This window comes from Celeribacter halophilus (genome assembly GCF_900114135.1).
Classification (GTDB): Bacteria; Pseudomonadota; Alphaproteobacteria; order Rhodobacterales; family Rhodobacteraceae; genus Celeribacter; species Celeribacter halophilus.
This window is the reverse complement of sequence record NZ_FORY01000001.1, coordinates 127,202-143,027: the sequence shown is the minus strand read 5'-3', so window position 1 is coordinate 143,027 and position 15,826 is coordinate 127,202. Positions and strand designations below refer to the sequence as shown.

At 59.3% G+C, this 15,826-nt stretch carries 13 protein-coding genes and 1 tRNA gene; 7 read left to right on the top strand and 7 right to left on the bottom strand.

The features are described from left to right. Positions 1-2 precede the first annotated feature (2 nt). The 4 genes from BM152_RS00650 to BM152_RS00635 form a co-directional block, all read right to left on the bottom strand. Positions 3-1,307, bottom strand: coding sequence for an MATE family efflux transporter (locus tag BM152_RS00650; protein WP_231730516.1), 1,305 nt, complete (start codon positions 1,305-1,307; stop codon positions 3-5). A 147-nt stretch (positions 1,308-1,454) separates the two neighbouring features. Then, the gene (locus BM152_RS00645) at positions 1,455-2,039 is read right to left on the bottom strand and encodes a lipocalin family protein (protein ID WP_139222459.1); all 585 of its coding nucleotides are present in this window, start codon (positions 2,037-2,039) and stop codon (positions 1,455-1,457) included. After that, positions 2,027-2,380: a hypothetical protein gene (locus BM152_RS00640; RefSeq protein WP_066603088.1), complete on the bottom strand. Its 354-nt coding sequence runs from the start codon at positions 2,378-2,380 to the stop codon at positions 2,027-2,029. The genes BM152_RS00645 and BM152_RS00640 overlap by 13 nt, the downstream gene beginning before the upstream one ends. A 30-nt stretch (positions 2,381-2,410) precedes the next feature. Then, complete coding sequence (locus BM152_RS00635; RefSeq protein WP_066603084.1) at positions 2,411-3,451, bottom strand: aldo/keto reductase; 1,041 nt, start codon at positions 3,449-3,451, stop codon at positions 2,411-2,413. Positions 3,452-3,793: 342 nt separating this feature from the next. Here BM152_RS00635 and metG point away from each other — a divergent pair, with 342 nt between their 5' ends. Further along, positions 3,794-5,512, top strand: coding sequence for a methionine--tRNA ligase (metG, locus tag BM152_RS00630; protein WP_066603082.1), 1,719 nt, complete (start codon positions 3,794-3,796; stop codon positions 5,510-5,512). A 138-nt stretch (positions 5,513-5,650) separates the two neighbouring features. On the opposite strand, the gene BM152_RS00625 is transcribed toward metG, so the two are convergent. Continuing rightward, a complete protein-coding gene (locus tag BM152_RS00625; RefSeq protein ID WP_066603075.1) occupies positions 5,651-6,718 on the bottom strand; it encodes a helix-turn-helix transcriptional regulator in 1,068 nt (355 codons plus the stop codon). Positions 6,719-7,000: 282 nt separating this feature from the next. Between BM152_RS00625 and BM152_RS00620 the strand changes: the two genes are divergently transcribed. From BM152_RS00620 to BM152_RS00600, 5 genes are all read left to right on the top strand, one after another. Beyond that, positions 7,001-11,143 carry a peptidoglycan-binding domain-containing protein gene (locus tag BM152_RS00620; protein ID WP_066603072.1) on the top strand — a complete coding sequence of 1,381 codons (4,143 nt, stop codon included), beginning with the start codon at positions 7,001-7,003 and terminating at the stop codon, positions 11,141-11,143. A 122-nt stretch (positions 11,144-11,265) separates the two neighbouring features. Next, the gene (locus BM152_RS00615) at positions 11,266-11,637 is read left to right on the top strand and encodes a hypothetical protein (protein WP_066603069.1); all 372 of its coding nucleotides are present in this window, start codon (positions 11,266-11,268) and stop codon (positions 11,635-11,637) included. A gap of 94 nt (positions 11,638-11,731) precedes the next feature. Further along, positions 11,732-12,172: a hypothetical protein gene (locus BM152_RS00610; protein WP_066603066.1), complete on the top strand. Its 441-nt coding sequence runs from the start codon at positions 11,732-11,734 to the stop codon at positions 12,170-12,172. A gap of 49 nt (positions 12,173-12,221) precedes the next feature. Then, positions 12,222-12,647, top strand: coding sequence for a hypothetical protein (locus tag BM152_RS00605; RefSeq protein WP_066603061.1), 426 nt, complete (start codon positions 12,222-12,224; stop codon positions 12,645-12,647). Positions 12,648-12,714: 67 nt separating this feature from the next. Next, positions 12,715-13,830: an SH3 domain-containing protein gene (locus BM152_RS00600; RefSeq protein ID WP_158527934.1), complete on the top strand. Its 1,116-nt coding sequence runs from the start codon at positions 12,715-12,717 to the stop codon at positions 13,828-13,830. Positions 13,831-13,879: 49 nt separating this feature from the next. Here the strand turns inward: BM152_RS00600 and BM152_RS00595 are convergent. After that, a tRNA-Leu gene (locus BM152_RS00595) sits at positions 13,880-13,967 on the bottom strand. Positions 13,968-14,054: 87 nt separating this feature from the next. On the opposite strand from BM152_RS00595, the gene BM152_RS00590 reads away from it, so the two are divergent. Beyond that, on the top strand, positions 14,055-14,804 hold the full coding sequence (locus BM152_RS00590; protein WP_066603055.1) for a rhomboid family intramembrane serine protease: 750 nt from the start codon (positions 14,055-14,057) through the stop codon (positions 14,802-14,804). 153 nt (positions 14,805-14,957) lie between these two features. On the opposite strand, the gene BM152_RS00585 is transcribed toward BM152_RS00590, so the two are convergent. Then, the gene (locus tag BM152_RS00585) at positions 14,958-15,746 is read right to left on the bottom strand and encodes an inositol monophosphatase family protein (protein ID WP_066603052.1); all 789 of its coding nucleotides are present in this window, start codon (positions 15,744-15,746) and stop codon (positions 14,958-14,960) included. Between the last annotated feature and the right edge of the window lie 80 nt (positions 15,747-15,826).

Genomic DNA, 15,826 nt, shown 5'->3' with positions numbered 1-15,826 from the left:
CCTTAACGCGAAATCCGCGACTTTTGCGCCCAGAACCGGTAGCTCATGGTCAACCATGCCATAGACAGTCCGACAAGGAAGCCCATCCAGACCCCCGGCGCGCCCCAGTCGAAGACGAAGCCGAAGATATACCCTGCAGGCATCCCCAGCACCCAATAGCTGAGCGCAGCAAGCCACATCGGCACAGCTGTGTCATGCAGACCTCTGAGCAGGGACAGGGCCACGACCTGCCCACCGTCAGAGAACTGCATCCCCGCCGCGAACAGGATCAACACGCCACCAATCGCAAGCACCTCGTCGCGGGCCGGTTCGTCCGGCGCGATGAACAGCCCGATCAGGAAATCCGGCGCCAGAAGGAAGATCGCCGAGGCCAGCGCCGCCATGCAAAGCGAGAGCACCACAACGACCAGCGCGCCTTTGCGCAGGTCTGCCTCGTCTCCACGCCCCATCGCATTGCCGACGCGAATCGTACCCGCCTGTGACAGGCCGATCTGGGTCATGAAGGCGATGGCGGTCAGCTGAAGCACAATGCCGTGGGCGGCCAGAGTCTCTGTGCCGATCCAGCCCATCATGATCGCGGCGGCGTTGAACAGGCCGACTTCGGACAGGGACGTGATACCGATAGGCACACCCATGCGGAACACAGTGGCAAACATCCCCCAGTCCGGCTTGAACGGATTGCGGAAGAGATCGTTTTCCGGCGTGGACTTGGCCGCATAGATCACCAGCGCCACAAGCATCGCACTGCTCACGATCAGCGAGGCAATCGCGGAGCCCAAGACCCCCAGTTCCGGCGCGCCGAAATTGCCGAAGATGAGGATGTAATTCAGCCCCGAATTCAGGATCACCGCGCCGATCACCACGAACAGCACCACACGCGTGCGTTCCAGTGCGGAGAAATAGCTGCGGAACACCGCGACGATCAGGGCAGGCACCATCTCGAACCCTGCCACGGCCAGATAGGGGCGGGCTTGGGCGGCGATATGGGGCTCCTGCCCCAACAACACGAGAATATCGTCGGAGAAGCCGAAGATCGGATAGATCGCGATTGCGGACAGCACAGACAGCCAGATCGCCATCCGCGTGGCGCGACGCACCGTGGTCGTATCGCCCTGCCCTGCGGCAGTGGCCACCAAAGGCACCACGGCAAAGGCAAAGCCGGCCAAGAGAATAAACAGGATAAACCAGAAGCCGGAGGCCAGAACCAAAGCGGCCAGTTCATCCAGCCCGTACCAGCCCATCATGACCACATCGGTCATGTGAACCGCGAATTGCGCAATCTGACTGCCCGCCAGGGGAAGCCCCAAGGCGAGTGTCTTTTTTGCGTGCTCGAAATATGTGCGTTCCATCGTCATGAGTCGGCCTATAGGCGGGTTTTCCAAAACCGCCTAGTCAAAAATCTTGCACAGGGGCATGAGTTTTGGTGCAGCAGCGGTCCGACAGCGATGACGTGCCTATTTGCGACGCGCCGGTCGCAAGAGGCTGGTGTCATAACCGTTCCAGTCCAGAATACCTTCCACCGCCTGTTTCCGGTCCGGCGGCAGGGTCAGATCGCGCGACAGAACATGAGCCTGACCTGACGGATAGCCGATCACCGCCGTGTGGTATTCGGCATCAACCCAAAGCACCCAGAACTCCCCGCCTTTGAACGCATAGCGCCCCGGCCCGACCTTGCGCGCAAGGCCACGTGTCGGCTGACCATCGGCGCAAGGCCCTTCGGTGACCATCAAATCACCGGATTTTTGCGCCGTAAATGTCACCGCCCCGATGACGCAACTTTTGCCCTCCGGCACGAAAGCCGCCACTTCATACCAGCGGCCCGAAAAGGTGACCGGATCAAGTGCTGCGATAGAGGACATGGACACTTCGGGATCGCGGGGGCCAGTTGCCAGTGGCGTAGACATACAGCCTGACAGGGCCGCGACAGAGGCAAGCGCGACGAAAGCCTGTCTCGCACCACCGGTGCCACCGATACGCGGACTGCCTTTCACAACCAGCTTGTGTCCCGCATCCGTTGCAAAAGTTTTCAATCCACGCACAAGCTCACCTTCCGCCCTTCGGCGTCCAAAACATCGTTACACCCGAAGAGCGGCATGACCGGCGTGCAGCTCTGTGACCGCGCCAGACACATGCCGGTTGAGCAATCGCTGGACTTGGAGCACCGCTTGCCCGCGTCCTTTGGCACCTCGAAACAGGTCATGATACCGCCAAGCCCCCCCGTCTTGAACGTCCCTCCGCGCGCTTCGCAGGCGGCTTTCTGGGTCTCCGACGCATGAGGGTCAAACCCCGCCAGCCCGTAGCCGGCGGAGGTCTCCTGTTCTTCTCCCTGACAGGCAGCGAGGCTGACACAGGCCAGCACACACAACAGAATCCGACGCATTCCCAACCCTGTCCTCACCTTACCCCGTCCTCAATATGGCATCGGGTGGAGTTTGTGCAGTTTTTCGATATCTTTCAACAGTTCTTCCGACAAGGTCACGTCGCGCGCATCGAGAGATTTCTCAAGCTGCTCCACAGAGGTCGCGCCGATGATCGGCATGGTGTCGAAAGGCCGCGTGAGCGTCCATGCCACCGCCATCGTCGTCGGGTCCAGACCGTGCTTCTTGGCCAGCGCCACATAAGCCCGCTCTGCCGGCCATGTGCGCTCGGCCACGCGCCCGCCCAGATTGCCGTTGATATCCATGCGCGAGCCTTTGGGCACCACCGTGCCGCCCTCGTATTTGCCCGACAGAATACCCGCCGCCAGCGGCGAATAGGCCAGAAGCGTGATATCTTCATGCACCGCCAGTTCCGCGAGATCGGTGTCATACATGCGGAACATCAGCGAGTATTCGTTCTGGATCGACTGCATCCGCGGCGCGTTCATCTCTTCGGCCAGACGCAGCCATTGCGCCATGCCCCATGTGCTTTCGTTGGACGTGCCGAATTCGCGCACCTTGCCCTTTTTCTGAAGCGCTCCCATGACTTCGAGCACGCTGCGCATATTGTCTTCGATCTCGGCTTTGGAGGGCTGTTTCGACGGATCGAATTTCCAGTTCTGGCGGAAGGCATAAGAGCCGCGGTTGGGCCAGTGGAACTGATAGAGGTCAATGTAATCCGTCTGAAGCCGCTTGAGACTCGCATCCAGCCGCGCTTCGAGGTTGGACGCGAGAATCCCCTCTTCGTTGATATTGCCGACCCCTGCGATCTTGCTGGCGATCACCCATTCCTCACGCCCGCCACGCGCGGCGAAATACTGGCCGATGATTTCTTCGGTATCACCCGCCGTCTCCTTGCGCACGGGGTTCACCGGATACATCTCGGCGGTGTCGATGAAATTGATCCCCACTTCTTTTGCGCGGTCGATCTGCGCATGGCCCTCAGCCTCTGTATTTTGCGTGCCCCACGTCATGGACCCCAAGCAAATCTCGGAAACCAAAAGATCGCTACGGCCGATTTTGCGCATTTTCATAGATGTTACGTCCTTCGTCATCTTGATGTTTGCGCACACATTAGCGCCGCACTGCCGCAGGGCAAGCCGATGCACCCCTGCACAGGGCCGAAAAAGCCGCAGCGGTTCGTTCCTGCAAAGCAATGGTGCAAAATTACGCCTCGCAAAAGTGCATCCAAGGTTTAAATGAGCAGATGAGGAAGCAAGGGAGACTCTCCCGTGCCTCCTTCTCCCTGTTGGACTTGGCGCGCATTCCCCCGGTTTGCGCGCCTTTTTTTGTCGAAAGCCGCTGGGCTCTGGCTCTTTGCGTCCAAGCGCGATAGGAAAGCCCACAAGACATATGTAACGGACCGGACGACCCACATGGCACGCACGCTCATCACCTCCGCCCTGCCCTATATCAACGGCATCAAGCACCTCGGCAATCTTGTCGGCTCACAGCTCCCTGCCGATCTCTACGCCCGCTACCGCAGGGCCCGTGGCGACGAGGTTCTGTTCCTCTGCGCCACTGACGAACACGGCACCCCCGCAGAGATCGCCGCCCAGAAAGCGGGCAAACCGGTCGCCGAATATTGCGCCGAACTGCACGATATTCAGGCCGAGATCGCCGCAGGGTTTCGCCTGTCCTTTGACCATTTCGGGCGCTCATCCAGTGCGCAGAACCACAAGCTGACACAACATCTTGCCACGCGCCTCTATGAGGCGGGGCTGATCGAACTTGTGGAAGAAACCCAGATCTATTCCGAGACCGACGGGCGCTTCCTACCGGACCGCTATATCGAAGGCACCTGCCCGAACTGCGGTTATGAAAGTGCACGGGGCGACCAGTGCGACAACTGCACAAAACAGCTCGACCCGACCGACCTCATCAACCCGCGTTCGACCATCTCGGGCGCAACGGACCTTGAGGAAAGGATTACGAAACATCTTTACCTTAAACAGTCGCAAATGCGCGATGCTTTGAACGACTGGATTGACAACAAGGCCGACTGGCCCGTGCTTACCACCTCGATCGCCAAGAAATGGCTAAACGATGGTGACGGCTTGCAAGACCGCGGCATCACCCGTGATCTGAACTGGGGTGTGCCCGTGCAATTCGATGGCGCGCCGTGGTCGGGGATGGACGGAAAGGTCTTTTACGTCTGGTTTGACGCCCCCATCGAATACCTCGCTTGCGGGGCGGAATGGGCGGCGAAACAAGGGCTTGAGGACGGAGCTTGGGAACGGTGGTGGCGCACGGACAAAGGCGCCGAGGATGTGCGCTATGTGCAATTCATGGGTAAGGACAACGTCCCGTTCCACACCCTGTCCTTCCCTGTCACCATGCTCGGCTCCAACGAGCCGTGGAAGATGGTCGACTACATCAAATCCTTCAACTACCTGAACTATGACGGCGGGCAGTTCTCCACCTCGCGCGGGCGTGGTGTATTCATGGATCAGGCGCTTTCGATCCTGCCGGCGGATTACTGGCGCTGGTGGCTTCTCTCCCATGCACCGGAAAGCTCCGACAGCGAATTCACATGGGAAAACTTCCAGCAATCGGTGAACAAAGACCTCGCGGATGTGCTCGGAAATTTCGTTTCCCGCATCACCAAATTCTGCCGGTCCAAATTCTCCGAAGCCGTGCCCGAAGGCGGCGCATATGGCGAACAGGAACAAGCGCTGATTGCCGAACTGACCGAAAAAGTCAAAGAATATCAGAGCCATATGGACGCTATCGAAGTGCGCAAAGGGGCCAATGCGCTCCGCGCGATCTGGGTGGCGGGCAACGAATACCTGCAATCGGCGGCTCCTTGGTCCACCTTCAAGGAAGACCCCGAAAAGGCCGCCGCGCAAGTGCGTCTGGGCCTCAACCTCATCGGGCTCTACGCCCGCCTCTCCGCACCGTTCATCCCTGACACGGCAGGCAAGCTGCAGACCGCTCTGGCGCTGCCCGATCTCGACTGGCCGGAAGATGTGGCGGCGACGCTTGATGTGTTGAAACCGGGTCATAGCTTTACAGTGCCGGATAACCTCTTCGCCAAGATCGCCGATGAGCAACGCGAGGAATGGCAGGAAAAATTCGCAGGTAAACGCGACTAGGCCCTGCCCGACACCGCAACACGAAATGTTCGAAAAATGCAAAAAGCCCTCCCGACGGAGGGCTGTTTTGTGGTCGGCAAACCGTCGGACTTTTGTCGGACATGCGTCGGACCTTTGTCGGGCTTGGCCGCACGCGGTCTATAGCCGGTTGTGCATCCCGATCAGCTCCACCTGACTGTTCACCTGCGTCTTCTCGAAAATCTGCTTGAGCCTCTGGCGCACGGTGGAGGCTTTAACGCTGAGCAACTCCGCGATCATGTTGGGCGTCTTGCCCGCGACCAGAAGCTCGACCGTGGTGATCTCGGCGGCGGACAGCCCGTAGGTCTCGCGCAAGCAACTTTGCTTGAGCGCGGTGGTGTCGCTGCATTCGGTGCGGATCGCGCAGACTTTGAAGTGCATGAAGAAATGCCGCAAATTCGGCGGGATCTGGATGATCAACACGCTGCTGCTCTTGGCAGCAATGTTGAACTGATAGGCGCGGCTCATCGAAAGGGTCGGATCACTGGAACACAGCTCTCTGATCTCGGCCCCGAGTGCTGCGCTCATCTCGTCGGGGATCACGTCGCCCAACCTCGCGCGGGTCTGGATCTTGCCGCTGCTGTTGATGCTGAAACATTCCTTGCCATCGACATCGAGCACAAAGACCTCGGACTCCGTGCCTTTGAAAAACTGCGCGAAGGCGGCAATGCGTTTGTGGGCGGTCTCGTCGGCCTGTGCGGTGGCCTTGGCAAACATCGCCTGAATCCGCTCGATCAGAACCACGTCACAGGCGCTGATCGGCGGGTGGTCATTGTCGAAATGCACCGTCATCGCCCAATAGCCGTTGGGCGTCAGAATACGGATGGAGTAATGCACCCCGAAATTCAGCGGATAGAGATAGTCGCGGTAGATCGGGATCGCGTCCCGCTCCGCACGATCCGCAAACACGTCATGATCGCAGGCATAGCCGCGCTCCATCATCAGCCCCAACACCGCCTCGCGCGGGTCGTTGCGCACCCAGCCCTCATTAATGTAGCTGGGCAATGCCTCTTTCATCTCCTTGGTGCCCGCCATCCATGTGCCGCGAAAGAACGGGTTGGTGGCGGGAATGAGCGCCCCCGTGCCTCCCAGAATATCGACAACGATTTTGAGTGCTGCGTCCCAGTATTGGGCGTCTTCGGTTGCTCGATCCAGCGTGTCTTCAAGCTCTTGAAACAGGGTGTTCAACGTATGTCCTTATCATCGTGACGCCCCGAACCGGGCAGATAAACCGCACAAACAAAAGAGAGAATTACAGTGGCTTGCCTACCTCCCTCAAAACGGAAGGCCCGAAGAAAGGACAACACGTCTTTGGATGAACTCTAGGGCGGTCCTGGACCATTTGGAAAATTTTTCTCGCCCATATGGCCCGACAACTCCCGTTTGGTAGTTCGCTTCGGTTTTTTTGCAACATACCCAAGTCTTACCCCCGCGCGCGGGGGTGTTCGTTTTTCTACGATAGGACCCCCCATGACCCGACGTTTCGCGACTGCCTCCTTGCGCTGTATTTTGATGACACTGGTGTTGGGCGGCGGTGTGCCCACAATGGCGGTGGCGCAGAACCTGATCGTCAATGGAGACTTCGAGTCTCCTGTCGTGCCGAATTACGGGGACAATCTTCTGGTTTTGCCTGCGCCGTGGCTTGCCTCACACGACATGAATGGCACCATGCCCGCGTCGCTGGTACGGGTTGACGGTCCGAACGGGGCCACAAGCACGGCTGCGCCCAATTTGTATGGTGGCGACGCGCTGATCCAAGCCCTGCCGCAAACGGATGCTTCCAACACCCCCGAAGGACAATATATGCGGTGGTTCGGCACCCCGCAATTTGGTCAGTCGATACATATGGAGCAAGACGGCTGCATCAAATTCGGTGCAGAATTTGCTACGGCGAATGCCCAGTTAATTCCTTCGTTAACCCTGACGCCAATGGTTCAGATGATGATCCGTGAGTTTACGCCGAGCGAATTGGAAGCGTCGCAGTCCACCATACCGAACAATTCGAACGCCTACGGTCCCGCACATAACTGGGAACAAAAATGGATAGCAACCGACGGCAGATGGCACGCACAAGCAATTTGGATGACGGTTGAGGCAAACAAAACCTATTTATTCAGCGCTATATCCTATCCAGGCGTTGCAATGGATAACATGTCTGCCGAATTTGTGCCTGAGGAGCAATGTGTTGCAGGCTGGACGCCGCCAATTCCCACATTGGAGGCCAGCGATATTTCCCTCACCAAATCCTGCACGCCTACGACTTCGGCCCAGCACAACGGTCAGGTTGGTCAGATGTGGGAATGTTCCGTGGATGTCTCCGTGCCGAGCGCGCCTTTTGCGGGCAGTTTGAGCGTCACGGACCTCTACACCCCGATTTCGACAACCGCGAGCGAAGTGGTCTCCGCCACGTCCTCTTCGGGTGGTTTCGACTGCACGGCGGGGACGACTTGCACCATCGACGGGACGGATTTTGATACCAACGGCACAGATACGCTTTACTTTGCCATCTTTGTCACCAGCACCGAGTTGCAGGATACATATCCGATGCAGAATTGCGTCGAGGGCAGCTTTGACAACGGGGCGGGGGCGGTCACGCCTGTCGCGGGCAACTGTGTGAATGCGCAATGGATTCCGCGTAGCTCTATCGACAAAAGCTGCGATCCTCTTGAGGCGGGCGCATCGGGGTTGATGACGATGAACTGTCAGATCGAGGTGACAGGCACGGACCTTGCGACGGGGAGCTATGTCCTCGCCGCCGATATGTTCGGCTCTTTGCCGCCCATGACCACGACGATTGCGGGCACGATGATGAATGTCACATCGACCGAGCCGTGGTCCTGTGTGGAGCAGATCAACAACCCCGGATCGACTGGCTTTTGTGAACTCACCGCCGCCGATATGCTGGCCGCAGGTGGGGCGTCGACGATCAACGTCAGCTTCGATTTCACCGCAAGCGAGTCAGAGGGTCAGGTGGTCAACTGTCCCATGACTGACATTCTGCCCGCCTCCTTTATCGGTGCCGCGGGCCAGCGCAGCGCCGCGCCCGCCGTGGACGCGCCGCAAACCGATACGATTGCGGGCCTGCCCGACAACTGCGTGGTTCTGGACCTGCCCGTGTCGGTCGAGCCGCCCGAATTTGCCTTGAAAAAAGCCTGTCGTCTGGGCGGGGTGCAGGATGGAAATGCCTTTTATGCCTGCACGATCTACATCACCCAGAGCAGCGGCGCGCCGATCACCGATCCGCTGACATTTGACGAGCTGTTCTCGACCACATCAGGCAGCCCCGCGACGCAATATATGCTGAACATGCAGGGCACTCCCGCCATGCCGAACGGATGGGATTGCCAGCAGCCGCCCTACACCAATGGCGCAAGCTGCACGATTGCCGCCGCCGATTTCAACGCCAACCCGAGCCATCGGATTGATGCCTATCTGTCGATCCCGACGAGCGCCTTTGGCGATGAAGGCTTCGAGAACTGCGCGCAGGTGCGGATCGGGGATCAGGTCGTCGGCGCGGCGGAGTGTGTCGAGGTCGAGCAGCCGCCCGTCGAAACCGTCTTTGACGTCTCGAAACAGTGCAAAGAGGCAGGCCCGCGTCAGACATTCGGTTCCTCCGTCTGGTTCCAGCCCTATCAATGCACGCTCACGGTCGCGACCAACGCGCCTTTCACGGGGCCGCTGTGGCTTTCGGAAAACCTGTCCTTCGGGCAGAACTCCGGCGCGGGGTCGATCCTGAACATCACCTCCGCCGATCCGTGGACCTGCACCAGCCCGCCCTATGCGCCCGCAGGCCAAGGCACGACACCAGAGTGCAGCATCGACGGCGCACAATTCCCCGCCTCGGGCTATTCGACCCTGACCGTTGATCTGATGATGAACGGCGCGATGGACCTCTTCGGCGCGGAGAACTGCGTCTCGATCGGTCTGGGCAAAGTGGTCGGAGAGGGCGAGCCGCTCGCCAGCGATTGCTTTGAAATCGCCCCGCCGCCTGCGCCCGAGCCGAGCCTCGACATCACCAAGACCTGCGCCCCCGCTGTGCGTGGCGGTGACGGGATCTGGACGGCGGAATGTGAGATCAACGTCTATTTCGAGAACTTCGACACGACGACCAACCGTCAGTTCTACATCTATGACGAATTGGGCGGTCATGGCCCACAAACGCCGCTGACCTCGCTGATGCCCTTCAATGCAATGGGCGCAGGCGGCTGGGGGCCAACAACAGGCACGCCCGCAGGGTTCAACAACGCCACCGGAATGCTTCTGAACTATCTGCAAGCCGATGGCAGCGCCACAATCACGCAGCCCTACACCGCGACCTTCTCCGGTCCTGGGGGGCAGTTGATCAACGGCGGGCCGATCACGAACTGCGCTTGGGTCACGATCCCGACGCTGTCCATGCGTGCGCCTGCGGGACCGGTCGGGGACGAAAAGGTCTGCACGCCGATCACCTTCCCCGTAAGCGCCGTGGGCAATACGGGGGTGATCCTTGATCCCGCCCTGCCCGATACACCCGTTGGCCCCATCGTCGTCACGGACAGCATCGGATCAACCCGACCCGACATCGTGCTCCCGCGCCCCGAAACGCCGACACCCGTGCCCGCTGTGCCGCGTCCCGTTTTGACAATGGTGAAGGAACAAACAGGAAGCTGTGATCCCGATCGCATCAGCCAGACCTATGACTGTGGCTTCCGCTTGCGTGTTACCAATACAGGCGACGGGGCCTATCTCGGGCCGCTGGTGCTGACCGATACGAGCGGCGCACCGGGGATGGTGGCGGCGCAGGTGGTGTCGGGCAATGGCTGGACTTGCGGCGCGGTGGTGAACGCGGCGCTGTCATGTTCCAATCCCGCGCTCAACCTTGCGCCAGGTGCCTCAACCTATATCGACCTGCGCATGACGGTCAGCGCCCTGCGCAAAGGTGGCTCGTTCCAGAACTGTGCGGCAGTCGGGGTTCCGGCCAACCGCACGGAGCGCGTGGCCCTGATCCAGAAACTCATGAATGATCGCGGCCTCAACGCGGGGCCTGTTGATGGCAAACCGGGGCAAAAGACTTACACCGCCCTGGCCAAACTGCGCAGCGATCTTGGCCTGCCGGAGAGCCGCGAGTTTGACGATGCGCTGTTCGAGGCGCTCGGCTTGCCCCTGCAAGACAAGGGCGCGAGCTCTTGCGTCACGGCCACGCTGCCCGCAATGCCCGCGCCGCCCCTTCGCTGCGATGCGGTGAGCACGGTGCAACAGGGCGAAAGCTGTGCCTGTCGCTACGCCAACATGACCCAGAGCAGCGCCACTTCCTGCCAATGCGTCAAAGGGTTTGAGTTGATCAAAGGCAAGGGCTGCGTCGAAGTCATCGCGGAAACACCTGCGCCCGTGCCTGAGCCCACGCCCGCGCTGCAATGTGACCTGCGCTCGACCTATGAACGCGGTGACATCTGCGCCTGTATCGACCAAGAAAACGCCAAGAACATCTCGGCCACGCAATGCGGTTGCACCAACGGCCTACCGATGATCAACGGCAAATGTCTCGCCATCCAGATCACGCCATCCGCCCCGTCGGAAGATGCGGTGGACGGGGAGAAATGCAAAATCAAGCTGAATGGAATTTGCATTAAATAACAATTCGTTGACCCCGTGTTATTGGATAGCACGGGGTCGATATCGCTTATCTCTCACGGGTTTGTCATCAGTGAGTGGCCGCATTTGAGGCGCTTCAATTCAACTTTATGAAAGATACAATCATGACCCTGAATTTTCGCAAAGTCGCACTGACTGGCACCATCGCATTTGGCACGCTCGTTGGTGCAATGTCCCCCGCATTTTCCATGTCGGTGGGTGAGTATTACGCGTTTGTCAAAGACTGTCATAGCAGGGGCGGCACAACTGGCGTTTATGAGAATGGCCAGCTTGGATGTCGCGGCGGCATTGCGGCGGTTGATAACGGCGGGATCAATGAGATTCTCGTCCCCACGAAAGAGCAGATTTCCAAACTCTCGATCGAAAAACTCCCCACAAAGATGCGCGCTGAAACTCAGGGGGATCAGGTGTTGAAATCCGACGTGACCTCGCGCGGCAGACTGGCCAATGATTGGGCGGTTAGCGAAATGAAATAATTCTGCGCTTTGCGAATGAACCGCTGCTAAAGGCGCAGGCGGTCCCCATGACCTCCGCGCCCCTTTCTACTCTCCAAGTTCGAAAGATAAACTCATGACTTCAAGACGCAGATTTTTACTCGGCGCAGCCGCCATCGGGGTGAGCATGATGGCGGGGCTTTCTCCCGCGCTGGCCATTGGCGGCGATGATCCGATTCCGGGCGTCGATATTATCATCAAGAAAAATCCCGGCAGTAAGCCGATCAACCCGTATTCCCTCACGGGCAGCGAGATCAAAATGCTCAACGGCCTCAAGGGCGCGGATCGTCCGGCCTTTGTTTTGAAAACCGTCGCCAAACACATCGGTGAGGATGGAGAGTTCGTGGCCTCCGGAATGAAGGCGCTTGGCGATATCTGGTGCGGTCCGTGCAAGATGGTCAACGACATCTCGGTGAAATTCCCCGTTGGTGAAGCCACCTACATGCTGGATCTGCACATTCACGGAAAAGGTTCCGCACCGTCCAAATCACTCTCCGACGCTATGAAGCGCGATTGATCCTCGACCGGCTTCTGACCACCTCAATATTTCCAACAAGGACAACACTATGACCCTTTTCACGACAAAGAACCTTCTCGCCGCAGCCACGCTTGGCCTCATCCTGCCGCTGTCTGCACAGGCACGCCCCTATGACGTGTGCTATGCCGAGAACAAAGATGCGATCGGCTGCTGGCTCTCGGAAAAACTCGGCGGGGATTATATCCACTTCGGCGACCCCGATACGCCTGAAGAAAGTGCCGAGGTGCAAACCCTCAGAGCAGAGGGATACATGAAACTCGATCCGGTCAAAGGCGAGGTGATCGAGAAGAATGCGCAAGCCATGAAAATTTCCCCGGTCATCGGTGAGGCTCAGGCACGCCAAGCACAAGCCAAGACCGTCAAACATGTTCAGGTTTGCAAAACCGGCGAGATCATCGAGATGATCAAAGAGAGAGTCCCTGCCGAAAAGATCGCGGCAAGCTGCTACAAATAACATGACAGGGCGCGACCCGCCGCTCAGAGCGGGTCGCCCTAATTCTTTTCAATTCGAGGTTTTCCGCATGTCCCGTCTCTTCCCCGCTGCGCATATGTCGCTTTTCGCTCTTGGTCTGACCGTCTCCGCCTTGGGAGCCTCAGCCGAGATGATGGAGGTTGTCGGCATTGCGGATGGCGACACGTTGAACGTCCGCCAAGGCCCGAATGCGTCCTCCGCCGATATTGGCGATCTGGAGGAGCATACGATGGTCGAGGTTCTGGGGCGGAACTTTGCGCAGACATGGGCGCAGATCCAATATGGCGACCAGTTGGGCTGGGTCTCGACGGCCTATCTCGCCTCCTCCACACCGCCTCCTGCGGTGATCGGCGCCAATGTTGTCACCGGCATTGCCGCAGACGATCCCGACGGCGGGCTGGTGGTGCGCGGTGGTGCAGGCACAGAATTTGCCGCCATCGGTGCGCTGCGCAACGAGACCTTGGTGCATGTCATCCAGATGGCCGAGGGCGGCACATGGGCGATGATCGGTTTCGGTGGCAATGTGGGCTGGGTCAGCACAGCCTATCTGACAGCAGCCAACACCCTGCCCGCGCCGAGCGACGGGGTTGATCCGAATATCGCCCCCGATGGCGGCCCCCTGCCTGCGGTGTTTACCGTGACGGGTGTGGCGGCGGATGACATGCTCTGGGTCCGCGATGCGCCAAGCGTGACGGGCGCACGGCTCGGCGGGCTCACCCCAAATTCGGTGGTCAGCCTCAACGCGCGGGCGTCCGAGGACTGGGGCCAGATCACGCTCAACGGCCAGATCGGTTACGTCCATATGGGCTACCTCACCCGCGCCGCCGAGAGCGGTGGCACCACGACCGTGAACGGCTTTCCACTGGGGCTGACCTGTCGCGGAACGGAGCCGTTCTGGACCTTGACCATCGCCCAGGATCGCTCGGTGGAATATACCTCGCTCATAAACGGAGCGGACCCGATCACCTCGCTCACCCAAACCACACCCGCCATAGGTGGCGGCTATCCCTACACCTTCGGCGCACAACGCTATTCGGGCACGCTCGATCAGACGTCCTGTTCCGATGGCATGTCCGACATTACCTATTCCATGTCCCTGATCCTGAACCGTGCCATCAGCGGCGGGCAAACGGAAACGCTCTACGGGTGCTGTAATGTGAACTAGGCAGTGCGGATGGGCGCATCATAGGGGAAGACTACCCCCTAGAAATCACTGGTACCCGCGGCCGGACTCGAACCGGCACGGCCTGTTACGGCCTAAGGATTTTAAGTCCTCTGTGTCTACCATTCCACCACGCGGGCACGCGGTGCGCAGACAATAGCCATCAAAGTGGCGGTGTAAAGTCGAGTTTGACTTGACCTTGTCTAAATGCCCGCCACATTGGGCGCATGTTTCCGATACGTGACCATAATCCCTCCCGCCGGCCTGCTTTGGTCACCTATGTGCTGATCGCGCTCAACATCGCGGTCTTTATGGCCATGCTGCCCAGCTATGGCGATGACCGTGCGCTTTTGCAGATTTATTCCGACTATGCGCTGCTGCCCGCGCGGATCAGTTATGGCGAGGGGTATTACACGTTTTTCACCTCCATGTTCATGCATGGCGGGCTGTTGCATATCGCGGGGAACATGCTGTTTCTCTGGATTTTCGGGGACAATCTCGAAGACGAGATGGGGCATCTACGCTATCTCGGTTTCTATCTCTTCTGCGGTCTGGCCGCCGGATTCGCCCAATATATCGCCGCGCCCTTCTCGCAGATTCCCATGGTCGGGGCCTCAGGCGCGATTGCGGGGGTGATGGGCGGTTATCTCTTGCTCTTTCCCAAGGCACGCGTGGATGTGCTTTTCATTTTCATCATCTTTTTCAAGGTTTTCCCAATGCCCGCATGGATCATGCTGGGGGTCTGGTTCGGCTTGCAGCTTTTCGCGGAAATGGGATCGACAGCGGATGCGGGTGGGGTGGCCCATCTGGCGCATATCGGCGGGTTTGTCGCCGGTGTGATCGCGGCCTATCCGGTGTGGAAAAAACTGGGCGGCACGGCCTATTGGGCACGGACCCACGGCCACCCGACCCACGCGCAGGCCCAATACCGCTTTGCCCGAAGCTCTGTTCCGGTAGTGCGCAGACGCCGCCGCTAAGGGGTGCGTTACAAGACCTTGGTCATGACGCAATCAGAGAACAGACCATAAAAAATGCCCGCCGCATCAGCGACAGGCATTTCTATTTATATCAATTCCGGCATCGTGCCTGCGCCAAGCCGCAAGCACACCCACAGGGGGCCGAGCAGCAACTCAAGCGGAGCGGATCACCGAGGCGAAACGGTCAAACATTGCTTCATTGCCGCAAATCACTTCGCCGCTTTCCACGGGGTTGTCCTCAGGGTTCAGCCCTTGGACCAGACCTCCGGCCTCTTTCACCAGAAGCACACCGGCCGCCATATCCCAAGAGTTGAGGCGGCGTTCCCAGTACCCGTCATAGCGGCCCGTGGCCACATAGGCGAGATCAAGCGATGCCGCGCCCCAGCGACGCACACCGGCGGTGGCGGGCAAAAGCCGCGCCAGATCGCGCAGGGTGTCGGGCAGATCGCCGCGACCGCCAAAGGGCAGACCCGTGGCGAAAATGCCTTCGATCATCTTGGTGCGGCCCGAAACACGAATGCGCATGTCGTTCATCCACGCGCCTGCGCCCTTCTCGGCCCAGAACAATTCGCCCTTGGCCGGATCGAAGACCACGGCGGAGACGATTTCGTTGCGATGTTCCAGAGCGATGGAAACGGCCCAATGCGGCAGACCGTGCAGGAAGTTGGTGGTGCCATCCAGCGGATCGACGATCCAGCGGCGTGTCGGGTCCTTGCCCTCGACAGGTTTACTTTCCTCGCCAACCCAGCCGTAGTTGGGGCGCGCCTCCATCAGAGCCTCGCGGATGATCTCTTCGGCGCGGATGTCGGCTTTGGAGACAAAGTCCCCTGCGCCTTTCGTCGACACCTGAAGGTTTTCGACCTCGCGGAAGTCTTTCACCAGCGAGCGGCCTGCGGCGCGCGCGGCTTTGATCATGACGTTAAGATTGGCACTGCCTTGCATGGGAGGCTCCGGGGCGTAAAATGTGTAAGATGTTCAGACCGCGCGTATACGCCGACAAGCCCGTCCTGCCAAGGGTGCGC

Bases quoted from the DNA above. Each gene is read 5' to 3' on its own strand.
- BM152_RS00640 (WP_066603088.1), bottom strand. From the start codon at position 2,380: ATGCGTCGGATTCTGTTGTGTGTGCTGGCCTGTGTCAGCCTCGCTGCC.
- BM152_RS00635 (WP_066603084.1), bottom strand. From the start codon at position 3,451: ATGAAAATGCGCAAAATCGGCCGTAGCGATCTTTTGGTTTCCGAGATT.
- metG (WP_066603082.1), top strand. From the start codon at position 3,794: ATGGCACGCACGCTCATCACCTCCGCCCTGCCCTATATCAACGGCATC.
- BM152_RS00620 (WP_066603072.1), top strand. From the start codon at position 7,001: ATGACCCGACGTTTCGCGACTGCCTCCTTGCGCTGTATTTTGATGACA.
- BM152_RS00615 (WP_066603069.1), top strand. From the start codon at position 11,266: ATGACCCTGAATTTTCGCAAAGTCGCACTGACTGGCACCATCGCATTT.
- BM152_RS00610 (WP_066603066.1), top strand. From the start codon at position 11,732: ATGACTTCAAGACGCAGATTTTTACTCGGCGCAGCCGCCATCGGGGTG.
- BM152_RS00605 (WP_066603061.1), top strand. From the start codon at position 12,222: ATGACCCTTTTCACGACAAAGAACCTTCTCGCCGCAGCCACGCTTGGC.
- BM152_RS00600 (WP_158527934.1), top strand. From the start codon at position 12,715: ATGTCCCGTCTCTTCCCCGCTGCGCATATGTCGCTTTTCGCTCTTGGT.
- BM152_RS00590 (WP_066603055.1), top strand. From the start codon at position 14,055: ATGTTTCCGATACGTGACCATAATCCCTCCCGCCGGCCTGCTTTGGTC.
- BM152_RS00585 (WP_066603052.1), bottom strand. From the start codon at position 15,746: ATGCAAGGCAGTGCCAATCTTAACGTCATGATCAAAGCCGCGCGCGCC.